This window comes from Kitasatospora setae KM-6054, from assembly GCF_000269985.1.
GTDB classification, from domain to species: Bacteria; Actinomycetota; Actinomycetes; order Streptomycetales; family Streptomycetaceae; genus Kitasatospora; species Kitasatospora setae.
Window position 1 is genome coordinate 7,408,364 of record NC_016109.1, and the last position, 19,925, is coordinate 7,428,288.

11 protein-coding genes are annotated in these 19,925 nt (G+C 76.8%); 4 read left to right on the top strand and 7 right to left on the bottom strand.

Translation table 11 applies throughout. The annotated features are described in order from the left end of the window. Window positions 1-169 precede the first annotated feature (169 nt). Together KSE_RS32485 and KSE_RS32490 are read left to right on the top strand one after the other, a co-directional pair. Complete coding sequence (locus KSE_RS32485) at window positions 170-1,330, top strand: sensor histidine kinase (protein ID WP_106437771.1); 1,161 nt, start codon at window positions 170-172, stop codon at window positions 1,328-1,330. Continuing rightward, window positions 1,327-2,058: a response regulator gene (locus KSE_RS32490; protein WP_014139627.1), complete on the top strand. Its 732-nt coding sequence runs from the start codon at window positions 1,327-1,329 to the stop codon at window positions 2,056-2,058. Before KSE_RS32485 ends, KSE_RS32490 begins: the two co-directional genes overlap by 4 nt. A gap of 63 nt (window positions 2,059-2,121) precedes the next feature. On the opposite strand, the gene KSE_RS32495 is transcribed toward KSE_RS32490, so the two are convergent. Then, window positions 2,122-3,996: a flavin monoamine oxidase family protein gene (locus tag KSE_RS32495; protein WP_148283192.1), complete on the bottom strand. Its 1,875-nt coding sequence runs from the start codon at window positions 3,994-3,996 to the stop codon at window positions 2,122-2,124. A 572-nt stretch (window positions 3,997-4,568) separates the two neighbouring features. On the opposite strand from KSE_RS32495, the gene KSE_RS32500 reads away from it, so the two are divergent. Next, on the top strand, window positions 4,569-5,870 hold the full coding sequence (locus KSE_RS32500; RefSeq protein ID WP_014139629.1) for an MFS transporter: 1,302 nt from the start codon (window positions 4,569-4,571) through the stop codon (window positions 5,868-5,870). Here KSE_RS32500 and KSE_RS46025 read toward each other — a convergent pair. Next, complete coding sequence (locus tag KSE_RS46025) at window positions 5,857-9,669, bottom strand: DUF4132 domain-containing protein (protein WP_014139630.1); 3,813 nt, start codon at window positions 9,667-9,669, stop codon at window positions 5,857-5,859. The two genes, KSE_RS32500 and KSE_RS46025, sit on opposite strands and share 14 nt — an antisense overlap. 186 nt (window positions 9,670-9,855) lie before the next feature. Continuing rightward, window positions 9,856-11,502, bottom strand: a complete 1,647-nt coding sequence (locus KSE_RS32510) for a hypothetical protein (RefSeq protein WP_014139631.1) — start codon at window positions 11,500-11,502, stop codon at window positions 9,856-9,858. A 191-nt stretch (window positions 11,503-11,693) separates the two neighbouring features. On the opposite strand from KSE_RS32510, the gene KSE_RS32515 reads away from it, so the two are divergent. Next, window positions 11,694-12,773 carry an ADP-ribosylglycohydrolase family protein gene (locus KSE_RS32515; protein ID WP_014139632.1) on the top strand — a complete coding sequence of 360 codons (1,080 nt, stop codon included), beginning with the start codon at window positions 11,694-11,696 and terminating at the stop codon, window positions 12,771-12,773. Window positions 12,774-13,100: 327 nt separating this feature from the next. Here the strand turns inward: KSE_RS32515 and KSE_RS43715 are convergent, their stop codons facing one another. Genes KSE_RS43715 through KSE_RS32535 form a run of 4 tightly spaced genes read right to left on the bottom strand, consistent with a single transcriptional unit; the run spans window position 13,101 to window position 19,639 of the window. Continuing rightward, complete coding sequence (locus KSE_RS43715) at window positions 13,101-16,001, bottom strand: hypothetical protein (protein ID WP_033258601.1); 2,901 nt, start codon at window positions 15,999-16,001, stop codon at window positions 13,101-13,103. Then, on the bottom strand, window positions 15,998-18,481 hold the full coding sequence (locus KSE_RS32525; protein ID WP_014139634.1) for a putative T7SS-secreted protein: 2,484 nt from the start codon (window positions 18,479-18,481) through the stop codon (window positions 15,998-16,000). The genes KSE_RS43715 and KSE_RS32525 overlap by 4 nt, the downstream gene beginning before the upstream one ends. Before the next feature lie 46 nt (window positions 18,482-18,527). Then, window positions 18,528-19,277, bottom strand: coding sequence for a hypothetical protein (locus KSE_RS32530; protein WP_014139635.1), 750 nt, complete (start codon window positions 19,275-19,277; stop codon window positions 18,528-18,530). Further along, on the bottom strand, window positions 19,277-19,639 hold the full coding sequence (locus KSE_RS32535; RefSeq protein ID WP_033258612.1) for an SseB family protein: 363 nt from the start codon (window positions 19,637-19,639) through the stop codon (window positions 19,277-19,279). Before KSE_RS32535 ends, KSE_RS32530 begins: the two co-directional genes overlap by 1 nt. Window positions 19,640-19,925 lie beyond the last annotated feature (286 nt).

The window sequence follows — 19,925 nt, forward strand, 5'->3', positions numbered from 1 at the left end:
ACCCGGCGTCAGCCCAGGAGGGTACGGCGGGCATCGGCCGCGCGGATGACTCCGCCCACCGGATGACGTCCTCCGGGCTGACCGGCCCCCGGCCCCCGGCCGGATAGCGTGACGGAGCGGGGTGACGGGGAGGTGCGGCGGAGAGATGCGACGGGGGCGGGTGACGGGCATGGCTGACGGGGAGTCACGGCCGCTGGTGGCGGGACGGCTGCGGGACGGCCACTGGCGCGGCGTCGACGCGGCCGCCGCCGCGCTGCTCGCCCTGGCGTTCGGCGCGAGCGAGGCGCTGAACGGCGGCTGGGGCGCGGGGGCCGTGGCGGCGGCGGTCTGGCTGCCGGTCGCGGTGCGGCGGCGCCGGCCGGTCCCGGTGCTGTGCGCGGTACTGGCCGGGGCGGTCCTCGCCCTCGTGCTCACCGGCTGGGAGGCGTCCTGGCTCCCGGTCGGGACCGCCCTGTACACGGTGGCGGCGCGCGAACCCCGGCGCCGCTCCGCGACGGCGCTCGGCTGCGCGCTGCCCGCCGTCGCCGCGGCCGTCGCCCTCGCGCCGCGCCCGGTGCCGGTCCCGGCCGCCGAGGCCGCCTGGGGCGCGGTCTTCGCGGCCACCATGACGGCCCTGCCCTGGCTGGTCGGCACCGCGCTGCGCGAGCAGCGCTCGTCCGCGCGGATCGCCGCCCGGCAGGCCGTGACGGACGAGCGGCTGCGGATCGCCCGCGAGCTGCACGACGTGGTGGCCCACCACCTGACCGTCATCTCGGTGCGGGCCGAGGTGGCCCGCGCGGTGGCCCCCACCGACCCGGCGGAGGCCGAGCGGACCCTCGCCCTGGTCGGGACGGCCGGCCGGACCGCGCTCACCGAGATGCGCCGCATGCTCGGCGTGCTGCGCGCCCCCGGCGACGGCGCCGAACCGGGGCCCGCCCCCGGTTTGGCCGACCTGCCCGCGCTCGCGGCCGGCGCGGGTCCGCGCGTCGACCTGTCCGTCGACCTGTCCGCCGTTCCGGGGCCACCGCTCCCGCCGGGCGTGGAACTCGCGGCCTACCGGATCGTCCAGGAGGCCCTCACCAACGTCGTCCGGCACGCGGGATCGGCCGACTGCCGGGTGCGCCTGTCCCGGCCGGCCCCCGGGGCGGTCGAGATCGAGGTCGTCAACGACGCGCCGCCCCGGCGTTCCGGTGGAGGCGGTGGCAGCGGCATCGGCGGCGGCGGGCACGGGCTCGTCGGGATGCGGGAGCGGGCCGCGATGTGCGGCGGGACGCTCACCGCGGGCCCGCTGCCGACCGGCGGGTACCGGGTGCACGCCCGGCTGCCCCGCGCGGCGGAGACGGCCCGGTGAACCGGCCGCCGGTCCGGGTCCTGATCGCCGACGACCAGGCGCTGCTGCGCGCGGGATTCCGCCTGCTCATCGACAGCGCCCCGGACCTCGCCGTCGCGGGCGAGGCCGACAACGGCGAACGGGCCGTCGAACTCGCCCGGCGGCTGCGGCCCGACGTCGTGCTGATGGACGTCCGGATGCCCGGCACGGACGGCCTGGAAGCCACCCGCCGGATCCGCGCGGACCCGGCCGCCGCCGGCACCCGGGTGCTCGTCCTCACCACCTTCGACCTCGACGAGTACGTGTACGCGGCCCTCTGCGGCGGGGCCAGCGGCTTCCTCCTCAAGGACATCCTGCCCGCCGACCTGCTGACCGCCCTGCGGGTGGTCGCCGCCGGCGACGCCCTGCTCGCGCCCGCCGTCACCCGCCGGCTGATCGGCGAGTTCGCCGGCCGGCACGAACCGCCCCCGCGCCTCGCCCGCGAACTGGCGGGCCTCACCCCGCGCGAACGCGAGGTCCTCCGCCTGGTCGCCCGGGGCCTGCCCAACCCCGCCGTCGCCGACCACCTCGAACTGAGCGTCGCCACCGTCAAGACCCACGTCCGGCGGCTGCTCGCCAAGCTGCACGCCCACGACCGGGCCCAACTCGTCGTCATCGCCTACGAGACCGGCCTGGTCACGGCCGCCACCGACCGGCGACGCACCCAGGACGGGCCGTACCCGCCCACCTCCAGCAGCCCCGACTCGTAGACCGGCACCACCAGCCGGGACGGGCCGCCGCCCCGTGGGGCGGCGGCCCGTCCCGGCGGGGCGTCAGCCGCCGGTGAGTTGGACGGCGGCCTCCACGCCGGAGGCGATCGCGCCGGCGATCCAGGCGTGGTAGCGGGGTTGGCAGTGGTCGCCGGCGAAGAAGAGGCGGTCGGCGACGGGGGCGGGGACGTGGGGGCCGAGGCTGAGGAGTTGGCCGGGGGTTTCGATGACGGCTTCGCCGAGGGCCCAGCGGTTGCGGAGCCAGGACTGCGAGACGTGCCGGTCGGTGGCGTAGCGGCGGATGCGTTCGCCGAACAGGCCGGCCAGGTGGTCGAGGGCCTCGGTGTGGCGGTCGGCGGGGGTGAGGGAGTCGAAGCGCAGCGCGTCCTCGGCCCAGTTGTAGGCGGCCAGGACGATGCCGCCGGGGGCGCCGTCGTCGCTGGGGTGGGACGGGAAGTAGACGAAGCGGCTGGCCTCGTCGGAGACGCAGCCGCCGCCGACCGCCGGGACGGCGTCGCCGTGCGGGGCGGGCCGGTAGTCGGCGCCGAGCTTCGCCCGCCAGGTGGACTCGTCCCACTCCCACCAGCGTTCGGTGAACTCGACGAGGACCTTGTGCGCGGTGTCGTGCTTGATCTCGGCGATCGCCCGGCGCTTGCCGTAGGGCAGCAGCGGCGCGAAGTCGACGTGCCGCAGCGCCGCGTACGGGACGGCGAGCACGACCGCGTCGGCCCGGTACTCGCAGCGGTCGCCGCCGATCGCGCCCTCGCAGCCCTCGTCCTCGGGGCCGGTCTCGGGCTCGGCGGTCACGGTCACCCCGCCGTCGTCGAACCGGACCCGGGTGACGACCCGGCCACGCTCGATCGGCAGGTCCTTGGCGAGGGCCTCGGTGAGCGCGTCGGTGCCCGCGCTGAACTCGAAGTAGGTGACGGCCGGGTTGATGTCGGACGCGTCGAAGACCGAGTGCAGGAAGCCGTACGAGAGCCGGCTGGTCAGGTTCTCCAGCGTTCCGACGGCCTGCACCTGGGCGTCGCTCCAGCCCTCGCTCTCCTGCAGGTAGCGCAGCAGCGAGTAGCCGTCCAGGTCGTACAGCAGCTGGGCCATGCCGGTGACGCGCTGGTCGATCGGCTTGTCGCTCCAACTGCCGTCGCCGTTCCGCACCATGGTGTAGGCGCGGGCGGTGTCCAGCGCCCGGTCGAACGCGGCGGCGGCGGTCTGGCCGCTGTCCCAGCCGAAGCTCTTGTTCACCGGGCGCGGGTCGGCGGCGTACGCGGCCTTGCTGACGGTCTGCCCGTTGACGTGCACCAGCCGGCCGCCGAGACCCTTCGGGGCGGTGTACGCGGGGGCGCTGCCGGTGGAGAACTCCTCGCCGGTCCACGACCGGTAGACCACCCGGGCGTCGCCGGAGGCCAGGTCGGGGCTGGGCGGGACGTCCACCAGGTGGAAGGGGCGGCGCGGCACGCTCAGGTGGTCGGCCAGCGCGAGGGTCAGCACGTGGCTGGACGGGATCCGCATCGCGCCCGCCTCGGCGTGCAGCCGGGGGTCCTGCCACAGGTCGCCGCGGAAGGTCTTCACCCGGCCGCCCACCCGGCTCCGGTTGGCCTCCAGCACCCGCACCCGGTGCCCGGCGGCCACCAGCAGCCGCGCGCACACCATGCCCGCCACGCCCGCGCCGACCACCAGCACCTCGCGCGCCGCACCCGGACGCAGGCGCTGACGGCCGGTCAGCAGCTTCAGGTAGTCGAGGGTCAGGTCACGGTGGTCGGCGTCGGTGAGCAGGATCCGGCGCGCCATGGTCAGGGCCGCCTCCTGCCGGGCCGGGTCGGGAGGGGGCGGGGCCGCCGGGCCGGCGGCCCGGGAGAGGCCGGCCCCGGGGCCGGCCAGGGCGGCGGCGGTCATCGCACCGCCGGAGGCAAGGAAGAGTCCGCGTCGAGAGATCACCCGCCCCACCCTGGCAGCGCCTCGCCGCCCGCCTCGCCGCCCCGCCCGTGAACACCCCGCCATCACCCGCAGGGGGGCACTCGAAGCACACCCCGGCGCGCTCCGACACCCCTCACCCCTCCCAGCCGGCCCACCCGGAAGCCACCCGCGCAGCCGCCCAGCGCCCGCTCACACCTCACCCGCGCCCTGCCCCGCGCAGCGCCCACGCCCTCTGCCCGCACCTCATCCCTGTCTCGCCCGCGCAGCGTCCGTGCCTCGCTCGCGCAGCGTCCGCGCCCGGCCCCGCGTCTCGCCCGCGCAGCGTCCGCGCCTCGCCTCCGCCCGCGCCCTGCCCCGCGCAGCGCCCGGCCCGACCCCATCCATGTCTCGCCCGCGCCCTGCCCCGCGCAGCGTCCGTGCCTCGCCTTCGCCTTCGCCCGCGCCCTGCCCCGCGCAGCGGGCACGTTCTGCCCGCACCTCGTCCATGCCTCGCCCGCGCGGCGCTCGCGCCCCGCCCCGCGCAGCGGGCTGTCGGGCGGATGACCTGGCTTGATACCCTATTCCATGGAAATTTGGACCATGGAGGAGAGTTCGTGACCAGCACCGCCACCCCGGGGACCGCCCCGGCCGCCGTCGCCCCGGACGCGCAGCGGCACGTCCTGCGGGTGCTGGTCGTCTCGCAGGTCCTCAGCGGCGCGGGTCTCGCCGCCGGCATCACCGTCGGCGCGCTGCTCGCCCAGGAGATGCTCGGCAGTACCGGCCTCGCCGGGCTGCCCAGCGCCCTGTTCACCGCGGGCAGCGCCTGCGCCGCGATCGCGGTCAGCCGGATATCCGCCGCCTGCGGCCGTCGTCCCGGTCTCGCCGCGGGGTACGCGACCGGAGCGGTCGGCAGCGTCGGCGTGATCGCCGCCGCGGCCCTGCACAGCCCGGTCCTGCTGTTCGCCGCGCTCTTCGTCTACGGCGCCGGCACCGCCACCAACCTGCAGGCCCGCTACGCCGGAGCCGATCTCGCCGCGCCCGGTCACCGGGCCCGCGCGGTCTCCACCGTCCTGGTCGCCACCACTCTCGGCGGCGTCCTCGGCCCCAACCTGGCCGCGCCCACCGGGGCTCTCGCCCACGCGCTCGGCCTGCCCCGGCTGGCCGGACCGTTCCTGCTGGCCGGCGTCGCCTACGCGGCCGCCGCGCTCGTCCTCGCCACCCGGCTGCGCCCCGACCCGCTGCTGCTCGCCCGCACGCTGGCCGCCGCCGCCCCCGACCCGGCCGGCGCCGCCGACCTCCCGACCGGTCCGGCGGCCGCTGCCCGGGTCCGGCAGCGCGTCCTGCTCGGCGCCCAGGTCATGGTGGTCACGCAGGTGGTGATGGTCGCGGTGATGACGATGACGCCCGTCCACATGCACGACCACGGCCACGGCACCGCCGCGTCCGGCCTGGTCATCGCCCTGCACGTGGCCGCGATGTACCTGCCCTCCCCGCTCACCGGGCGGCTGGTCGACCGGCACGGCCCGCTCGCCGTCGGCGCCGCCGCCGGGCTCACCCTGCTGGCCGCGGGCGCGCTGGCGGCGCTCGCCCCCGCCGACTCGGTCGCGCTGCTCGCCGTCGCCCTGGTCCTGCTCGGAGCCGGCTGGAACTTCGGCCTGGTCTCCGGCACCGCGCTCCTCACCGAGGCCGTCCCGCTCGCCACCCGGGCCCGCACCCAGGGCGCCGTCGACGTCGCCATCGCCATCGCCGGCGCCACCGGCGGCCTCGCCTCCGGCGCCGTCGCCGGCCTGGCCGGCTACCCCGCCCTGGCCCTCGGCGGCGGCGTCCTGGCGCTCGTCCTCCTCCCCGTCCTCGCCACCGCCGCGACCCGCACCGGTACCCGTTCCCGTCAGCCGGGCCGGGTCACCCGGCCGTGACCTCCTCCAGTTCGGCGAGGAGTTCGGAGGCGGCGACCGGGTCCAGCGCGCCGTAGCGCAGCGGGTAGTCGACGCGGGGGTGGTGGTCGCCGGGGGAGGAGTCCAGCCAGATCGTCTCGAAGGTCTGGTCGGGGAACTCGTCGAGCAGGCCGACCGCGATGCCCTCGTCGAGTTGGATGACCAGGTGGCAGCCGTCGGCGAGGCGCTTGGAGAACCAGCGTTCCACTCCGGCGTCCTGGGGTGCGCCGCGTTCCCAGCCGCGCTTGGTCAGGCCGAGCAGGCGGCCGACCGGGACGGTGCGGCCCTCGAAGCGGTGCAGCCGGTTGGCGGCGGCTTCTTCGGGGGTCAGGTGGTGGACGGGGCGGCCGAGTTGCGGGAAGGGCTGGAGGATCTCGTAGTCGGCGAACAGCTCCGACCAGGCCGCCACCGCCGCCTCGCCCAGCAGCAGCGGGTGCGCCAGCCGGACGACCGCGTCGGCGGGCAGCGTGCAGGGCGTGTCGTCCGCGTCGGCGAGGGAGCGGTCCTCGGCGATCCGGAACGGGCCGCCGCCCTCGGCCTGCCAGACCAGCCGCCGGGCCAGGTGCCAGACCAGCGGGTGCTCGACGAACAGCGCGGTGAACTCCTCGGCGCTCCAGGTCCGTTGGGTGACCATCGCGGCCTCCAGGCGGCGGAGCAGGTCGGCCGCGGTGGTGCGGACGTCCTTCTTCAGCGCGGCGAAGCGCTTGCGCTCGGCGGGGGCGAGCACCTGGTCGTCGCGGGTGCCGACGGCGGGCAGGTCCTTGCGGCGCTTGCCGTCCGGGTCGAGGACGTAGGGGCGGAGCTGCTCGTCGAAGCCGACGGTGAAGGTCCGCGTCCCGTAGTCGATGGCGGTGGTGCCGGCCGGGTCGAGGCCGAAGTCGGGGACGAGGCGGTCGGCGAGCTGCTCGGCGGTCAGGCCGAGGCCCTCGGCGATCTCGGTGATCCGTTCCTGGGCGCGGGCCTTCAACGCCTTGAACTTCACCCGCTGGGAGATGCCGTGCAGGTGCAGCAGGGCGAGGTCGGTGCCGATCGCGGCCAGCACGTCCAGCCCTTCGACGGCCCGCTGGTGGGCGCCCTGCCCGGGCCAGTCCCGGATCACCGGGGTCAGCCGGCGCACCGTCCCGTCGTCGCCCAGGACGCCGAGCGCGTGCAGCGCCCAGCTCTCCTTCGCCGGCGCCCCGGCCTGCCGCCACTGCTCGAACAGGGCCCAGCCGAACTCGGCCGCCGACTCCGCCCCGCACACCTCGACCGCCACCGCGAGCCCCGGGTAGGGGGCGCCGGGCCTCGACAGCGCCAGCATCGTCAGCACGTGCCCCGCCGCCGCCTCCGGCAGCGCCGTGCCGGAGCCGTCCCGCAGCAGCAGCTGCGGCAGCACGCCGGGACGCGCCCAGACGGGCAGGACCGGCATCCGGGCCGGCAGCGCGGTCTCCAGCGGATCGGCGGCCAGCACCTCGGCGACGGCCTCCGCCGCCGCTTCGCCGTACCGGGCGGCCACGGCGGCCAGCAGCGCCTCCGTGCCCTCTGTGCCCGCCGTGCCCGCCGTGCCCGCCGTGCCCGCCGTGCCCGCCGTGCCCGCCGCACCCGCCGTGCCCGCCGCACCCGCCGTGCCCTCCGCGCCCGCCGTGCCCGTCTTGGCCGCGACCAGCCGCAGGGCGTTCTCGGCGGCGTCCCGTCCCCGTCCGGCCGGGCCCACCGCGTCCGGGACGAGCAGCAGCGCGCCCGCCACCCCGTGCCGGGCGAACCACGAACGGGCCGTCGCGTGCACCGACTTGAGCCGCAGCAGGCCGTCCGCCAGCAGCCGGGCCGCGCCCGCGTCCAGGAACGGCAGCAGCAGCGAGGAGAGGACGCCCGGCTTGGAGCGGGCGGCGTGCAGCGCCATCGGCAGCGCGGCCCGGCCGTACTTGGCGACCACCGACGGCAGGTACTCCGAGCCGCCCCACAGGTCGTCCGGCCGCCAGTCGGCCAGGGCCGGGGCCAGCGCCTCGACCGGGCCCTGGGCCAGCAGCCGGGTCGAGTACCAGAGGCCGGAGGCCCCGGTCAGCAGCCGCGCCGCCTCGGCGGCCCAGTCGGTGTCCGCCGGGTACCGGTACCCGGAGAAGTCGGCCTGGGTCCAGCGCTCCCGCTCACCGGCCCGCCAGACCAGTTCCGTCTCCGGCCCGTCCCCCTCCGGCCCGTTCGGCGGCAGGCCCTCCACCACCCGCGGCGCCCGGCGGGTCCGCGGCCGGGTCCACGGCGGCGCGACCAGCAGCGGCGGCAGCGCCCCGGGCCCGGCCTCGGGCGCCTGCGGGCGGACGGGGGCCAGCTCGGCGAGCAGCGCGGCCGCCGCCGGGCCGAGCAGCGGCAGCACCGACGGCAGGGCCCGCGGCAGCAGTTCCCGGTGCGCCGAGAGGTGCACGACGAGCAACTGCCGGGCCGCCGCCGCGGCCTGGCGGTTCGGACCGTCCTGGCCGTCCGGACCGTCCGGTACCGCCGCCTCGGCCAGCAGCCGCAGGGCCCGGACCGGGTACCGCCGGGCCGCCTCCAGCAGTGCCGGGCGGACGTGCTTGTCGTCCTGCCGGGCCAGCAGCGCCCGGAACGCCTCGTCGGTCGGGAAGTGCGTCAGCGCGGCGGCGAGGCCCTTCACCCCGTCCGTCCCGCGCGCCATCGCCAGCCAGTCGCCGACCAGCGGGGCGGCGGCCGTGCCGACGCCGTCGACGGCGGTCGCGATCAGCTGCACCGGCACCTTGCGCCAGAGCCCGAGGAAGACGTCGAGGAACGGCTCCACCTGCGCCGGGTCGTCCAGCGAGTGCAGCAGCAGCAGGGCCAGCTGCGCCTCGTCGTCGGGCCGGCCGGTCAGGTCCGCCAGGCACTCGTCCAGCCAGCCGGGCACGCCCGGGGCGAGGTACGAGGCGAGCGCCCGGCGCCGGGGCGTGTCCCGGTGCGCGGCGAGGACGGCGAGGGCCTCCCGGTACTCCGCCTCCGGCGCGGCGGCGAGCAGGGTGCGCAGCCGGCCCTCGGCCGGGAGCGCCTGCTGCCCGTAGCGGCTCGGGAAGACGGTCCGGGGGCGCAGCGCGAGGTCCGAGACCTCGCGCCCGGACTGCTGGTAGTGGACCTCCACGGCGTCCCTCTCCAGCAGCGCCCGCACCGCGAACGGCAGCCCGTGCCGGGCCGTCCAGGCGTCGACGAACAGCGCGTGCTCCGCGTCGTCGGCCTGCCAGGCGGCCGGCAGCATGGCCGCCACCGCCGCGGCACCCGCCGCGTCCGGCGCCCCGGCCAGGTAGGCGCGGGCGGCCCGCACCAGCTCCGGATCGGAGGCCGGGGCGTCCAGCACCTGCGGCACCCACCCCGGCCGGCCGGCGATCCGCCGCTGCTCCCGCTCCAGGGCCTCCGCCCCCGGCCGCACCACCTCCGGCACCCGGCCCCCGCGCCGGGGCAGCACCGCCCTCCGCCAGGCGGCGGGCAGCACGAACAGCTCCTCGTCCGGCAGCTCGCCCGCCGCGACGTCCGGGTCCGTGACAGCCGCGTCCGCAGCAGCCGTCCCCTCGCTGCCGGCCGCTCCGGCTACTCCGGTCGCTCCGGCCACTCCGGTCGCTACGGCCGCGACCTCGGTGTAGCCCTTGCGCTCCTTCTCCGCGACCTGCTTGGCGAAGTGCGCCGCCGCCGCGTCCGCCGAGGGCAGTTCCTTCAGCTGCTCGCGCCCCTCGGTGCCGATCCGCCCGTAGCGCACCCGCACCGCGGCGGCTTCGACGGCCGCCTCCCAGAACTTCGCTGAACCGTCCCCGACGAGCTCCCAGCGCCGCACAGCCCACTCCTCCGCGCCCTGACCATCCGATGATCGACACGGGGAACCCTAGCGACGGCCCCCGACAGCCCGGACACCCCCGGCGTCGCGGTGCACGGGACGGACGGATCCACTCCCTCGGGGCGGGAGCCCGGGACCGTGGCGCGCGAAGGCCAGGGGTCGACCACGCGCCATGAACGTCCGACGTCAACCCCCCGAACGCCGGTCCGCCCCGCCGTCCGACCGGTCGTCCGCCCCGCCGTCCGACCGGTCGTGCTCGGACGGCGGCTCCCAGTCCGGGTACTCCGGGTACAGCAGCCCCGGACGCGGCGTCCAGCCGATCAGCCCGGCCAGCGCACCGCCCGCCACGGCGAACCCGATCCCGGTCCAGCAGGCGGCCGTCCAGGAGTGGCCCGCCGTGCCCAGGAACGCCCCGAACAGCGACACGCAGGACGCCGTGACCGACACCGCCATGATCGCCACCGTGTTCCCGTCCCCCGGCGACGCGTACGGCGAACGCTGCCACAGCAGGGCCAGCAGCGGCATCAGCAGCGCCGACGCCAGCCAGAACAGCCACGGCCCGCCGTCCCGGCCGAGGAACACCGACGCCCCCACCAGCCAGCCGAACGGTGCCGCCTGACGCAGCGCCAGCATCCACCGCAGGCCGTCCGGATCGCCGGGCTGCGGACCCGCGCGCAGCCGGCGCGCGTTCAGCCCGGTGAAGGCCACCGCCAGCCCGATGACGAAGGACGCCAGGGCACAGGAGAGCAGCAGCCCGATCCCGCTCTCCAGCCCCTTCGGCTCCTGCCGGGGCGGCAGCGGGACCTGGCTCCACCGGCCATCCTGGGAACGGACCTGCAGATCCGCCACGGACGGGTAGTGCACGACCACCGTGTGCCCGCCGGGCACGGGCGCCAGCACCAGCTCGGCCGGCTTCGGGTACGGGACCAAGGCGGCACCCGTGCTCGCGGTCGGCCCCGTGCCGGTCTCCGCTGCCGTCGCCGTCGCCGTCGCCGTCGCTGCCGTCGCCGTCTCCCAGGGCAGCGGCGGCAGGCTCTTCTGCGGTCGCGGCACGCCGGGCGGGAGGTACTCGTCCTGCCAGTCGGCCCCGCCGTCCCGGCTGATCTCGACGGGCAGCTCGTAGTCGCGCTGCCGGAAGCAGACCTGCGGTTCCTCGGGCAGGCAGCGGCCCTCGGCGGCGAGCGGTTCCCGCTCGGAAGGGGAGGCGGAGGGGGCGGGCCCGGCACTGCTCCTGGTGTCGAGGTGCCAGGTCAGGCCGCCGTCCTCGGTGGTCCAGCGGCGGCCGTTGTCCAGTACCGGCCTGCCGTGGTCGTCCCACAGGCGCGGCGCCCGCTCGTACGCCGGCGAGGTCGCGGTCATGGCGGCGACCGCGAGCGGGACGGTGGCCAGGGCGAGGGTGCGGCGCCAGGGCCGGGGGCGGGCGCTGCGCCGCCACAGCCACCAGGAGAGGGCGAGCACCGGCAGGGTGAGCAGGTCGGTGCGGTCGGCGACCGTCCGGCTGGGGAGGCCGGTCAGTAGCGACCAGGCCCGGGAGGTGAGTTCGGCGCCGGCGGTGGACGACTTCGCGGCGGTGAAGGTCAGCGCGGTCAGGGCGACGGCGAGCAGTGCCGCCCGCCGTCCGCGCAGGCGGGGCAGGGCGGAGAGGGCCAGGGCCAGGACGGGCGGGACGACCAGCATCCAGGCCGCGTCACTGATCTTGCCGGTCAGCGCGCCGGGCCAGGCCCGCTTGCCCACCCGGTCGTTGAACGCCAGCACCGCCACGGCCAGCAGCGTCCCCGGATGCCCCGCCCAACACAGCACCCGACCCCCGCGCGTCCCCCCGTGAATCCTCATGCTGCCGAGTGTGAAGAACCCGTGTCACGTCACGGACACGGCCTCGTCTCACTCTCACCGGGTCACCCGGCCGCCCCGACGGACGGCCCGCCCCGATCCGCGCACGACCCGCGCACGACCCTCGCCGCCGGCCCCGACAGGCCCGGCCGTAGGGTGCCGGGGAACGCGAACGACCGACCACGGGGGAGCACATGGAGACGCGGCAGCAACCGGACGGCCTGCGGGACCGCCTACCGGACCGCCTGCGGGGCTGCCTGCTCGGCGGCGCGCTCGGCGACATGCTCGGCAACCCGATCGAGATGCGCTCCATGGTCACCGTCGAGGCCGAACACGGCCCGGACGGCATCACCGGCCCGGTACCGGACCGGCACGGCGTCCTCGGCCGGATCACCGACGACACCCAGATGACCCTGTTCACCGTCGAGGGCCTGCTGCACGCCCGCCACACCGGCCGCCCCGGCCCCGAACTCCTCGCCGCCTACCTGCGCTGGCACGACACCCAGCGCCACGCCACCCCGCCACCCCCCGACGGCCACCCCCACCGCACCGGCCGCCTCCGCGAGGAACCCTGGCTGTACGCCCGCCGCGCCCCCGGCCGCGCCTGCGAGTACGGCGTCCTGGCCGGCCACGCCCCCGACCCCCGCACCCCCGTCACCGGCCGCCCCGGCCCGGTCAACCCGGACGCCAAGGGCTGCGGCGCGGTGATGCGCTCCGCGCCGTTCGGCTTCCCCGGCCTGCTGCCGGCCGGCGCCGACGACCAGCAGGTCTTCGCGCTCGCCGTGCACGCCGCCACCATCACCCACGGCCACCCCACCGGCTACTACCCGGCCGGCGTCCTCGCCGTCGTCGTCCGCCACCTGCTGGCCGGCCGCCCGCTCGCCGACGCCACCCGCCACGCCCTCGCCCTGCTCGCCCGCCACCCCCACCACCAGGAGACCACCACCGCCCTCGAACGCGCCCTCGCCCTGGCCGCCGAGGGCCCCGCCGACTCGCTCCGGGTCGAGAGCCTCGGCGGCGGCTGGACCGCCGACGAGACCCTCGCCATCGCCCTCTACGCCGCCCTCGCCCCCACCCCCGACCGCCCCGACCGCACCCCCCTCCAGACCGCCCTGCTGCTCTCCGTCAACCACTCCGGCGACAGCGACTCCACCGGCGCCGTCTGCGGCAACCTCCTCGGCGCCCTCCACGGCGCCACCGCCCTCCCCCCCACCTGGCTCGCCGTCCTCGAAGGCCGCGACACCATCACCGCCCTCGCCGACGCCGCCCTCTGACCCCCTCCGATCCGGCCGACCATCGCGCGGCCGAGGCCGGTCCGGCAGCCGGGTACCGCTCCCCGTTGCCGCCCTGGATCGTCCAACCACCTTGAGGTGGAGGCTGGTTGGACGCCTCGGCCCTTGCCGTTCCCGTCGTTGCGGTGGGCGGCTCTGCCTGCCCGGCGACTGTCCGCTGTTTCCAGGTCGGGGCGAACCGCCCTGCGGGCGGGGCGGGTTCGCTGGTCGCGCGGTGGCGCTGCCGTGTTGGGCGCCGCTCACCGTTGTCGCCCTGGACCGTCCAACCGCCTTGCGGCGGAGGCCGGTTGCACGCCGCCGCCCCTGCCGTCAGCCGTCCCCGTCCTCTCTCCCTTCCCTCCCCGTCCCCGCCGTTCCCGGCCCGGCCGGCGAGGCCAGTTCGGCGAGTTCGATCGCCTGCACGCCGCTCTCGGTGGCCGCGCAGAGCAGGCCGGTGGGGGTGATGGCGAGGCCGACGATGGGGGTGCCGAAGCGGATCTCGCGGAGCAGGGGGGTGCCGAAGACGGTCATGATCTGGAGCAGGCCGTCGGTCCAGCCGACCGCGAACATCAGGCCCTGCGGGAGGACGTGTGCGGCGAGGGCGGTGACGGGCAGGTCGCGGGTGAGGGTGGGGGCTTCGGGCGGGGTGCGGTCGGGGAGCCAGGTCCAGACGCGGCCGTCCTCGCCGCCGGAGAGGATCAGGTGTTCGTCGCCGTAGCCGGCGACGGCGACGGCGGTGACCCGGCCGTCGTGCAGGCGCTTCTCGCAGCGGCGGGCTTCGCTCAGGTCGAGTTCGGGGATGGCGTAGATCTCGCCGTGGTCGTCGCCGCCCGCCAGGACGGGGCGCGGGGCGCCGATCGCGGTGAGCGCGGTGGCCCCGCCCGTCATCGACTCGCGCAGCCGGACCAGCGCGTCGTGGGAGGTCCGCGAGCCGTTGTCGGGGCGGATGGTGGCGGTGGCGCCGTCCCACCAGAGGGCGTGCGCGGCGTCGTCGGCGCTGCTGGCGACGGCCACCGTGGAGGGCTGGCCGAGCTTGATCCGGGCGTCCCGCGCGACCGGTTTCCCGTCGGCCTGTTCGATCACGTAGACGGAGTCGCCGACGCCCACCAGCAGTCGGCCGGTGCGCAGTTCGCCGTGGCCGGGGGCGAGCAGCCGGACGGGTTCGATCCGGCGGCCGAACGACCAGCGGACCCGCCAGTCGTGGCCGGCCGTCACCGCCAGCCGTTCGGCGAGCTCCCGGGACCACGGCTCCTCGCCGCCCGCCAGCCAGCCGTGCAGCGCGGAGGCCCGCAGCCGCGGCTCCTCGGTGTGGGAGGCGACCGGCCCGGCCAGCCACCAGGATTCGATCAGCCACCGCCGCGGCTCGCCGTCCCGTTCCGGGAGGGTCCCGGAGAACGGGCCGGTGCGCAGCCGGGTCGGTGAGGTGGCCTGCTCGAACGCCTCGGTGAAGCTGGCGAACGCGAGGGTGACCGAGTCCGGGTCGGCGTGCACCAGCACGTCCGGGTCGGTGAGCAGGTCGAGGACCGGTGTGCCGGTGTGCAGGCCGTGGCGCAGCAGCAGGCCGAGCCGCTGCCGGTCGGCGGGGCCGGGTGCCGTCTCCGGCCGGTCGGGCAGCAGGGCCTGCCGGAGCGCGGCGTGGTCGACGGCCCAGAGTGCGAGCCGGTCGGCGAAGGTGTGCGGCCAGACCCGCTGCCGCCCGTCGGGGTCGGGCGGCAGGAACGCCGCCGCCTCGTCGACCGCCGCGGCCCCGCCCGCGCCGGGCAGTTCGGCCCACAGTGCGGTGTCGATCCCGCCCCGGACGGCGCCGAGCACCGCGACCGGCGCCCGGACGTCCTCCGGCAGCGACGCCCACCACGCCTCGGCCAGCACCTCGGCCTTCCGGGCGGGCCCGGCGTCGGGTTCGAAGGCCACGCCGGGCGCGGTCCGGGCGGCCAGCACGGCCAGCCCGGGGGAGGGGTAGAGCGCGTCGGCGGGCAGCGGGTGTCCGGCCAGCGCGGCGCACCAGCGGGCGTACGCGTCGGGGTCGGTCCACTGCGGCTCGTCCAGGTCGAGGACGGCGGCCGGCACGTCCAGCGCCTCGGCCGCCGCGGTGCCGGACGCGCACTCCAGCACCAGCCGCAGCCACGGCACCCGGAGCAGCGGGCGCAGCACCTCCTCGGCGATCCGCCGCGCCGCGTCGGGCAGCAGGCCGCCGCCGGCCCGGTCCAGGCCGGTGACCACCAGCACCAGGGGCGCGCCGTCGGTGAGCGTCCCGATCAGCGCGGTGGTGTCAGCGACGGGGGTGCCGAGCAGCGCGGACAGCCGCCACACGAAGGAGTCCGGGGTCAGCCCGTCGGCGGCCAGCACCGCCCGCACCCGCCGCCCGGGCCGCGGACCGTCCGCCGGGCAGGCCGCGGCCAACCAGTGCAGCAGGTGGGTGCGGCCGCTGCCGCTCGACCCGGCGACCCGGCACAGCCGCGGCGCCCGCGGGTCGTCCAGCCAGCCCAGCAGCGCCCGCCCGGCGGGCCGCCGCCCGGCGCCCAACGGCGGCAGCGTCCCCGCACCGCCGCCCGGCCCGCTGCCCGGCCCGCCGCTCGTACCGCCACCCGCTTCGCCGCCCGCCGCCTCCGGCACGCCGTGCCGCGGGTTGGGCCGCCAGCGCACCGGCCGGCCCTCCCGGTCGAACTCCCAGCCGCCGAGCACCGCCTCCGGCGGCACCGGACCGTCCCCGGCCGCGCCCCCGTCCGTCTCGAACAGCCAGCGGACGTGCCGCTGCCGGTCCTCGTAGGACAGCCGCAGGCCGTCCGGCAGCGGCCGGTAACCGCGCGGCGCGACCGGCTCCTTCGGCGGGACCCAGCCCGCCCGGCCCGACTCCTCCACCTCGGCCAGCGACTCGGCGGTGGCCAGCGCGGCGAGGTCCGGCCGCCCGGAGTCGCGCTCGTGCGGCACGGTGGCGAGCTCGTGCACCGCCTCGGCGGCCGTCAGCCCCCGCCCGTACGCGTCGCGCAGCCGCAGGATCCAGTGGCCGGCGCCGCTCAGCTCCTCCCGGACCAGCATCTTCACGAACCCGGCGGCGTTCTCCGCCTCCGCGAACCACAGGTAGCCCTGCAGCGTCCCGTACGCGCTGACCACCGGGCAGTACCGCACCGGCCCGGCGGCCGAGTCCGGGTAGCTCGGCACCGGGCCGTGCACCGGCCGCGGCCGGCTCCCGGCGCCCTCGTTGCCCTGGACGCCCTCGGGGTTCTCCGTCACGGTATGACCTCGCCGTAGATGTGGACCTTGCCGTCGACCTTGACGACCTTGTCGATCCGCCAGTTCAGACCTCGCTGCAGCAGCAGCTCCCGCTCCGCGTCCGAGAAGACGCCGACGTCCCCGACCCAGAGCCCCTCGGTACCGGCCGGCACCCGCATGTGCACGAGCGCCTCCTTGCCGTCGAACGCGGCGGGCACCTTGTCGCCGGGCGAGGTCGACATGTAGCCGTCCTCCTTGACGACCCGGCCCACCAGGTCCTGCGGGTCGTTGAAGTCCAGGTGCTTCAGGTCCATGCCGCGGGCCACCATCACGTCCTGCGGCACCGGGTGCGCGGCGATCGCCTGGTCCAACTGCCGGACCCGCTCCGCGATCTGCGGACTGTCCGGCTGGAGGCCGCGCAGCGAGCCGTTGATCGCGTCGGTCTCCCCGTGGGTGTACGCCTGCACGGCGGACTCCTGCTCCGGGGTGAAGTTCCGGACGTCGTCACGCCACTGCGCACCGAAGTCCCGGATCATCGTGTCGCTCAGCTCGTTGCCGTCCTTGAACGTCACCGCCCCCTGCGACAGCTCCTTCTCGGCCGCCCGCATCTCGTCCCGCAGCAGGTTCTCCGCCTGGACGTCCTCGAACGACCGCATCGTGTACGGCGAACTCGGCCGCTGCACCGGCGCGGGCTCCGCCACCGCATCGGCCCCGCCGCCGTCGTGCGACGCCCCGCCGCCGTCGTGCGACGCCCCGCCGCCGTCGTGCGACGCCCCGCCGCCGTCGTGCGACGCCCCGCCGCCGTCGTGCGACGCCCCGCCATCGGCCGAACCGCCGTCCGCCGAACCGCCGTCCGCCGCGTCGTGCTGCGCCCCCTCGTGCTGAGCGCCTTCATGCTGGGCGCCTTCAAGCTGGGCACTCTCGTGCTGCGCGGGTTCGTGCTGCTGTTGCTGGACGGGCTCCTCCCGCACCGGCGCCGGCTCGTGCTGGACGGGCGCGGGCTCGGGCGCCGCCGGCTGCCCGCCGTCGTGCACCCGGGTGCCGAACGGGTCGCTGCCGCCCACCGGCTCGTGCACCTGCGGCTGCGGCGCGTCGGACACCGGCTCGTGCACCCGCGGCTGCGGCTGCGGCGCGCCGGCCCCCGGCTCGTGCGGCGCGAATCCCGCCGGTTCGCGCGGGACGGCCGCGACCGGGTCGGCGGCGGTGGCCGGCGGGGTCTCGTAGAACGGCTTGCGGACCTCGAACGGCACCCGCTCGGGCGGGATGGTGAACGGCTGCGGTTCGGGCTTCCACTCCGCGGCGCCGCTCGCGACCCGCCGGCCGGCGCCGGTGGCGGCGGACTCCCCGGCGTGCACGACCTCGCTCTTGAGGACGTTCTCCGCCGCGCCCACGCCGACCCGTTCGGCGGCCACCGCGGCGGTCTCCGCGCCGCCGGTGCCGAGGCCGGACAGGATGTTGAAGAGCAGCTTGCCGCCGGCCTCGCTGGGGTCGCTGCCCCAGCCCGTGCCGACCAGCGCGCCCAGCAGTTCGGTGGGGTGCATCGCGGTGCGGGCCAGGCCGGTGGTGACCTGGTTCATGTGGTCCATGAACTGCGCGGGGTGGCTCAGGTTGTACGGGTCCATCGGGTTGACGCCGCGGGCGAACTTGAGCAGGTCGGCGGCGCCCTTGCCGGCGCCGACCACCAGGTGCTCGGCCGAGACGGCGGCGATCTGCGGCGCGTCCGCCAGGTCGTTGCCGAGCGACTGCCAGAACCCGGCCTTCTTGGGCGCGGCCTGCGTCGCGGCCCGGATCGCCGCCTCCGCCGTGTTCGCCGCCTCGTCCCGCCGCCGCCGCGCCTCCAGCAGCGTCCGCGCCGCCTCGGCCCGCCCGTCCGCCCCGGCGTCCGCGAAGTCGCCCGGCTTCGCCGGCTGCGCGGGGCTCTCGCCGTGCTGCACCGCGCTGTTGTACGCGTGGACGGCCTGGTTGTACGAGTCGACCTGGCGCTTGTACTGGTCCTTCGACTCCTCGGTGGCCTGCTGCGCCCGCTTGTACAGGTCGATCGCCTGCCGGGCCTGGCCCTGCGCCCACTCGACGGTGCCGGCCAGGCCGGCCAGCGCGTTCGCGGCGTCCGCGCAGGCCCGGCCGGTGACGCTCCACTTCGGCGGGTGGTCGCCGAACCGGCTGCGGAAGGCGTCGGCGGCCTTGCCCTGCCAGTGCGCGGAGTCCATCCGGGCCAGGCCCTCGCCGGTCGACTCGAACGCCGCCGCGAACTTCCGCAGGTGGCCGATGTTCTCGCCGAGCTTCTTCAGGTCGCCGTGCACCAGCTCCGCGGGGTCGTCGGTCTCCCCGAGGTTGCGCTCGCCGACGGCGGCCCCCAGGTCGTCGGCGATCCCGTCGCCCCACTTCTCGACGGCGTGGCCCCAGTCGTCCAGGCCGATCGCGTCCAGCGTGCCGCCGACGAGGTCGGTGCCCGCGTCCACCACCGAGCCGACGAAGGACCCGATCCCGTCTAGGACGCCCATCGTCCGACCCCCGCCCGCTCAGCCGTCCGCCGCTGCCGCCGCCGTCTCACCACTGGCCCCCCGCCGCCCCCGCCGACTGCGCGGCCCCCGCCGCCCCCGCCGATTGCGCGGCCCCCGCCGCCCCCGCCGATTGCGCGGCCCCCGCCGCCCCCGCCGACTGCGCGGGCTGCGCGGCCTCGGCCTGGCCCGGGACGGGCGGGGCGGGGGTCGCCCCGGGCATCTGCCGGTACTGCTCGTTGAGGGCGTTCGCCCGGGCGTCCGCGGCCTTCGCGGCGTCCTCGTCCTCCAGCACGGTGCGGTCGAAGTCCGCCTGGAGACCCTTCATCGAGGCTTCGCTGTGCACCATCGCGGCCCGCATCGAGTCCGCCGAGTAGTCGGCGTTCGCGAACTGGGTGTACGCGTTGTCCGACCAGGTCTGGCCCCAGGACTGCGCCGAGACCTGGTCCTCGGTCAGGTTCGGGTTGCCCATGCCCGCGTTGACCGCGTACTTCAGCGCGTTGTTCAGGTACTCCTCCTGCTGGTGGTACAGGCCCGCCGACAGGTTCAGCCGGTCGGCGATCTCGTTGCCCTCCTGCACCAGCTCGCGGACCCGCAGCGCCCAGCGCTCGCAGAAGTCGTCGAACGCGTCCTTGCAGCGCTGGCTGCCGATCTCCATCCCGGTCATCTCCAGGTACGAGAACCCGCGACCGGTGCCCGCGGCCTCCGCGAACCCGACCGCCTCCAGCTCCGTGATCGCGTCGTTGATGCCCTTCGCGGTCATCTCCAACGCCGCCGGGTCCACCTGCAAGTCGGCCATCAGCGCCGCACCCCGTCCGTCTCCGTGCCCGTCCCCGGGTCCGTTCCCGCGTCCACCGCGCACCCGTCCGGGACGATCCCGCGCACCGGCGGGAAGAGCATCGGCTGCGCCCCGCCCGCGTCCAGCGCCACCCCGCAGGGCACCCCGGCCGCCGGCACCGCGACGTCCAGCAGCCGGTCCCCGCGCACCGTCACGTACGGCAGCTCGGAACCCGCGAACCCGCGCACCCGCGCGAAGGCCCCCAGCTCCTCCTCCGACGTGAACGCCAGGATCCACCGCACCCCGCCGTGCTCCCCGCACCACAGCGCCCCGCCCGGCTCCTGCGGCACGTAGACCGCACTGCCCCGGAACACGGACACCATCGCCCGCGGATCCCCCGCTCCCGCCCGCACCATGCGCACCTGATGCGCCAACCCCGCGTTCGACACCCGCTGCCCCCCAGCCACGGCCCGTATGACGGAGACACCATAGTGGCTGATCAGAGCCCCGCCCCAACCGGTCCTTCGACCCCGTCCCGTTTGTGACCCGAACAGCGGAATGTCCGGGCGGGAAAGCCCGCACCGGCCGTGGCAGGGATCCGCGAAGCGTGAGCGGGCAGGGCGAGTTCACTGGTGGTGCGGTTGCGGCGGGCCAGAAGACGGCCGTGGC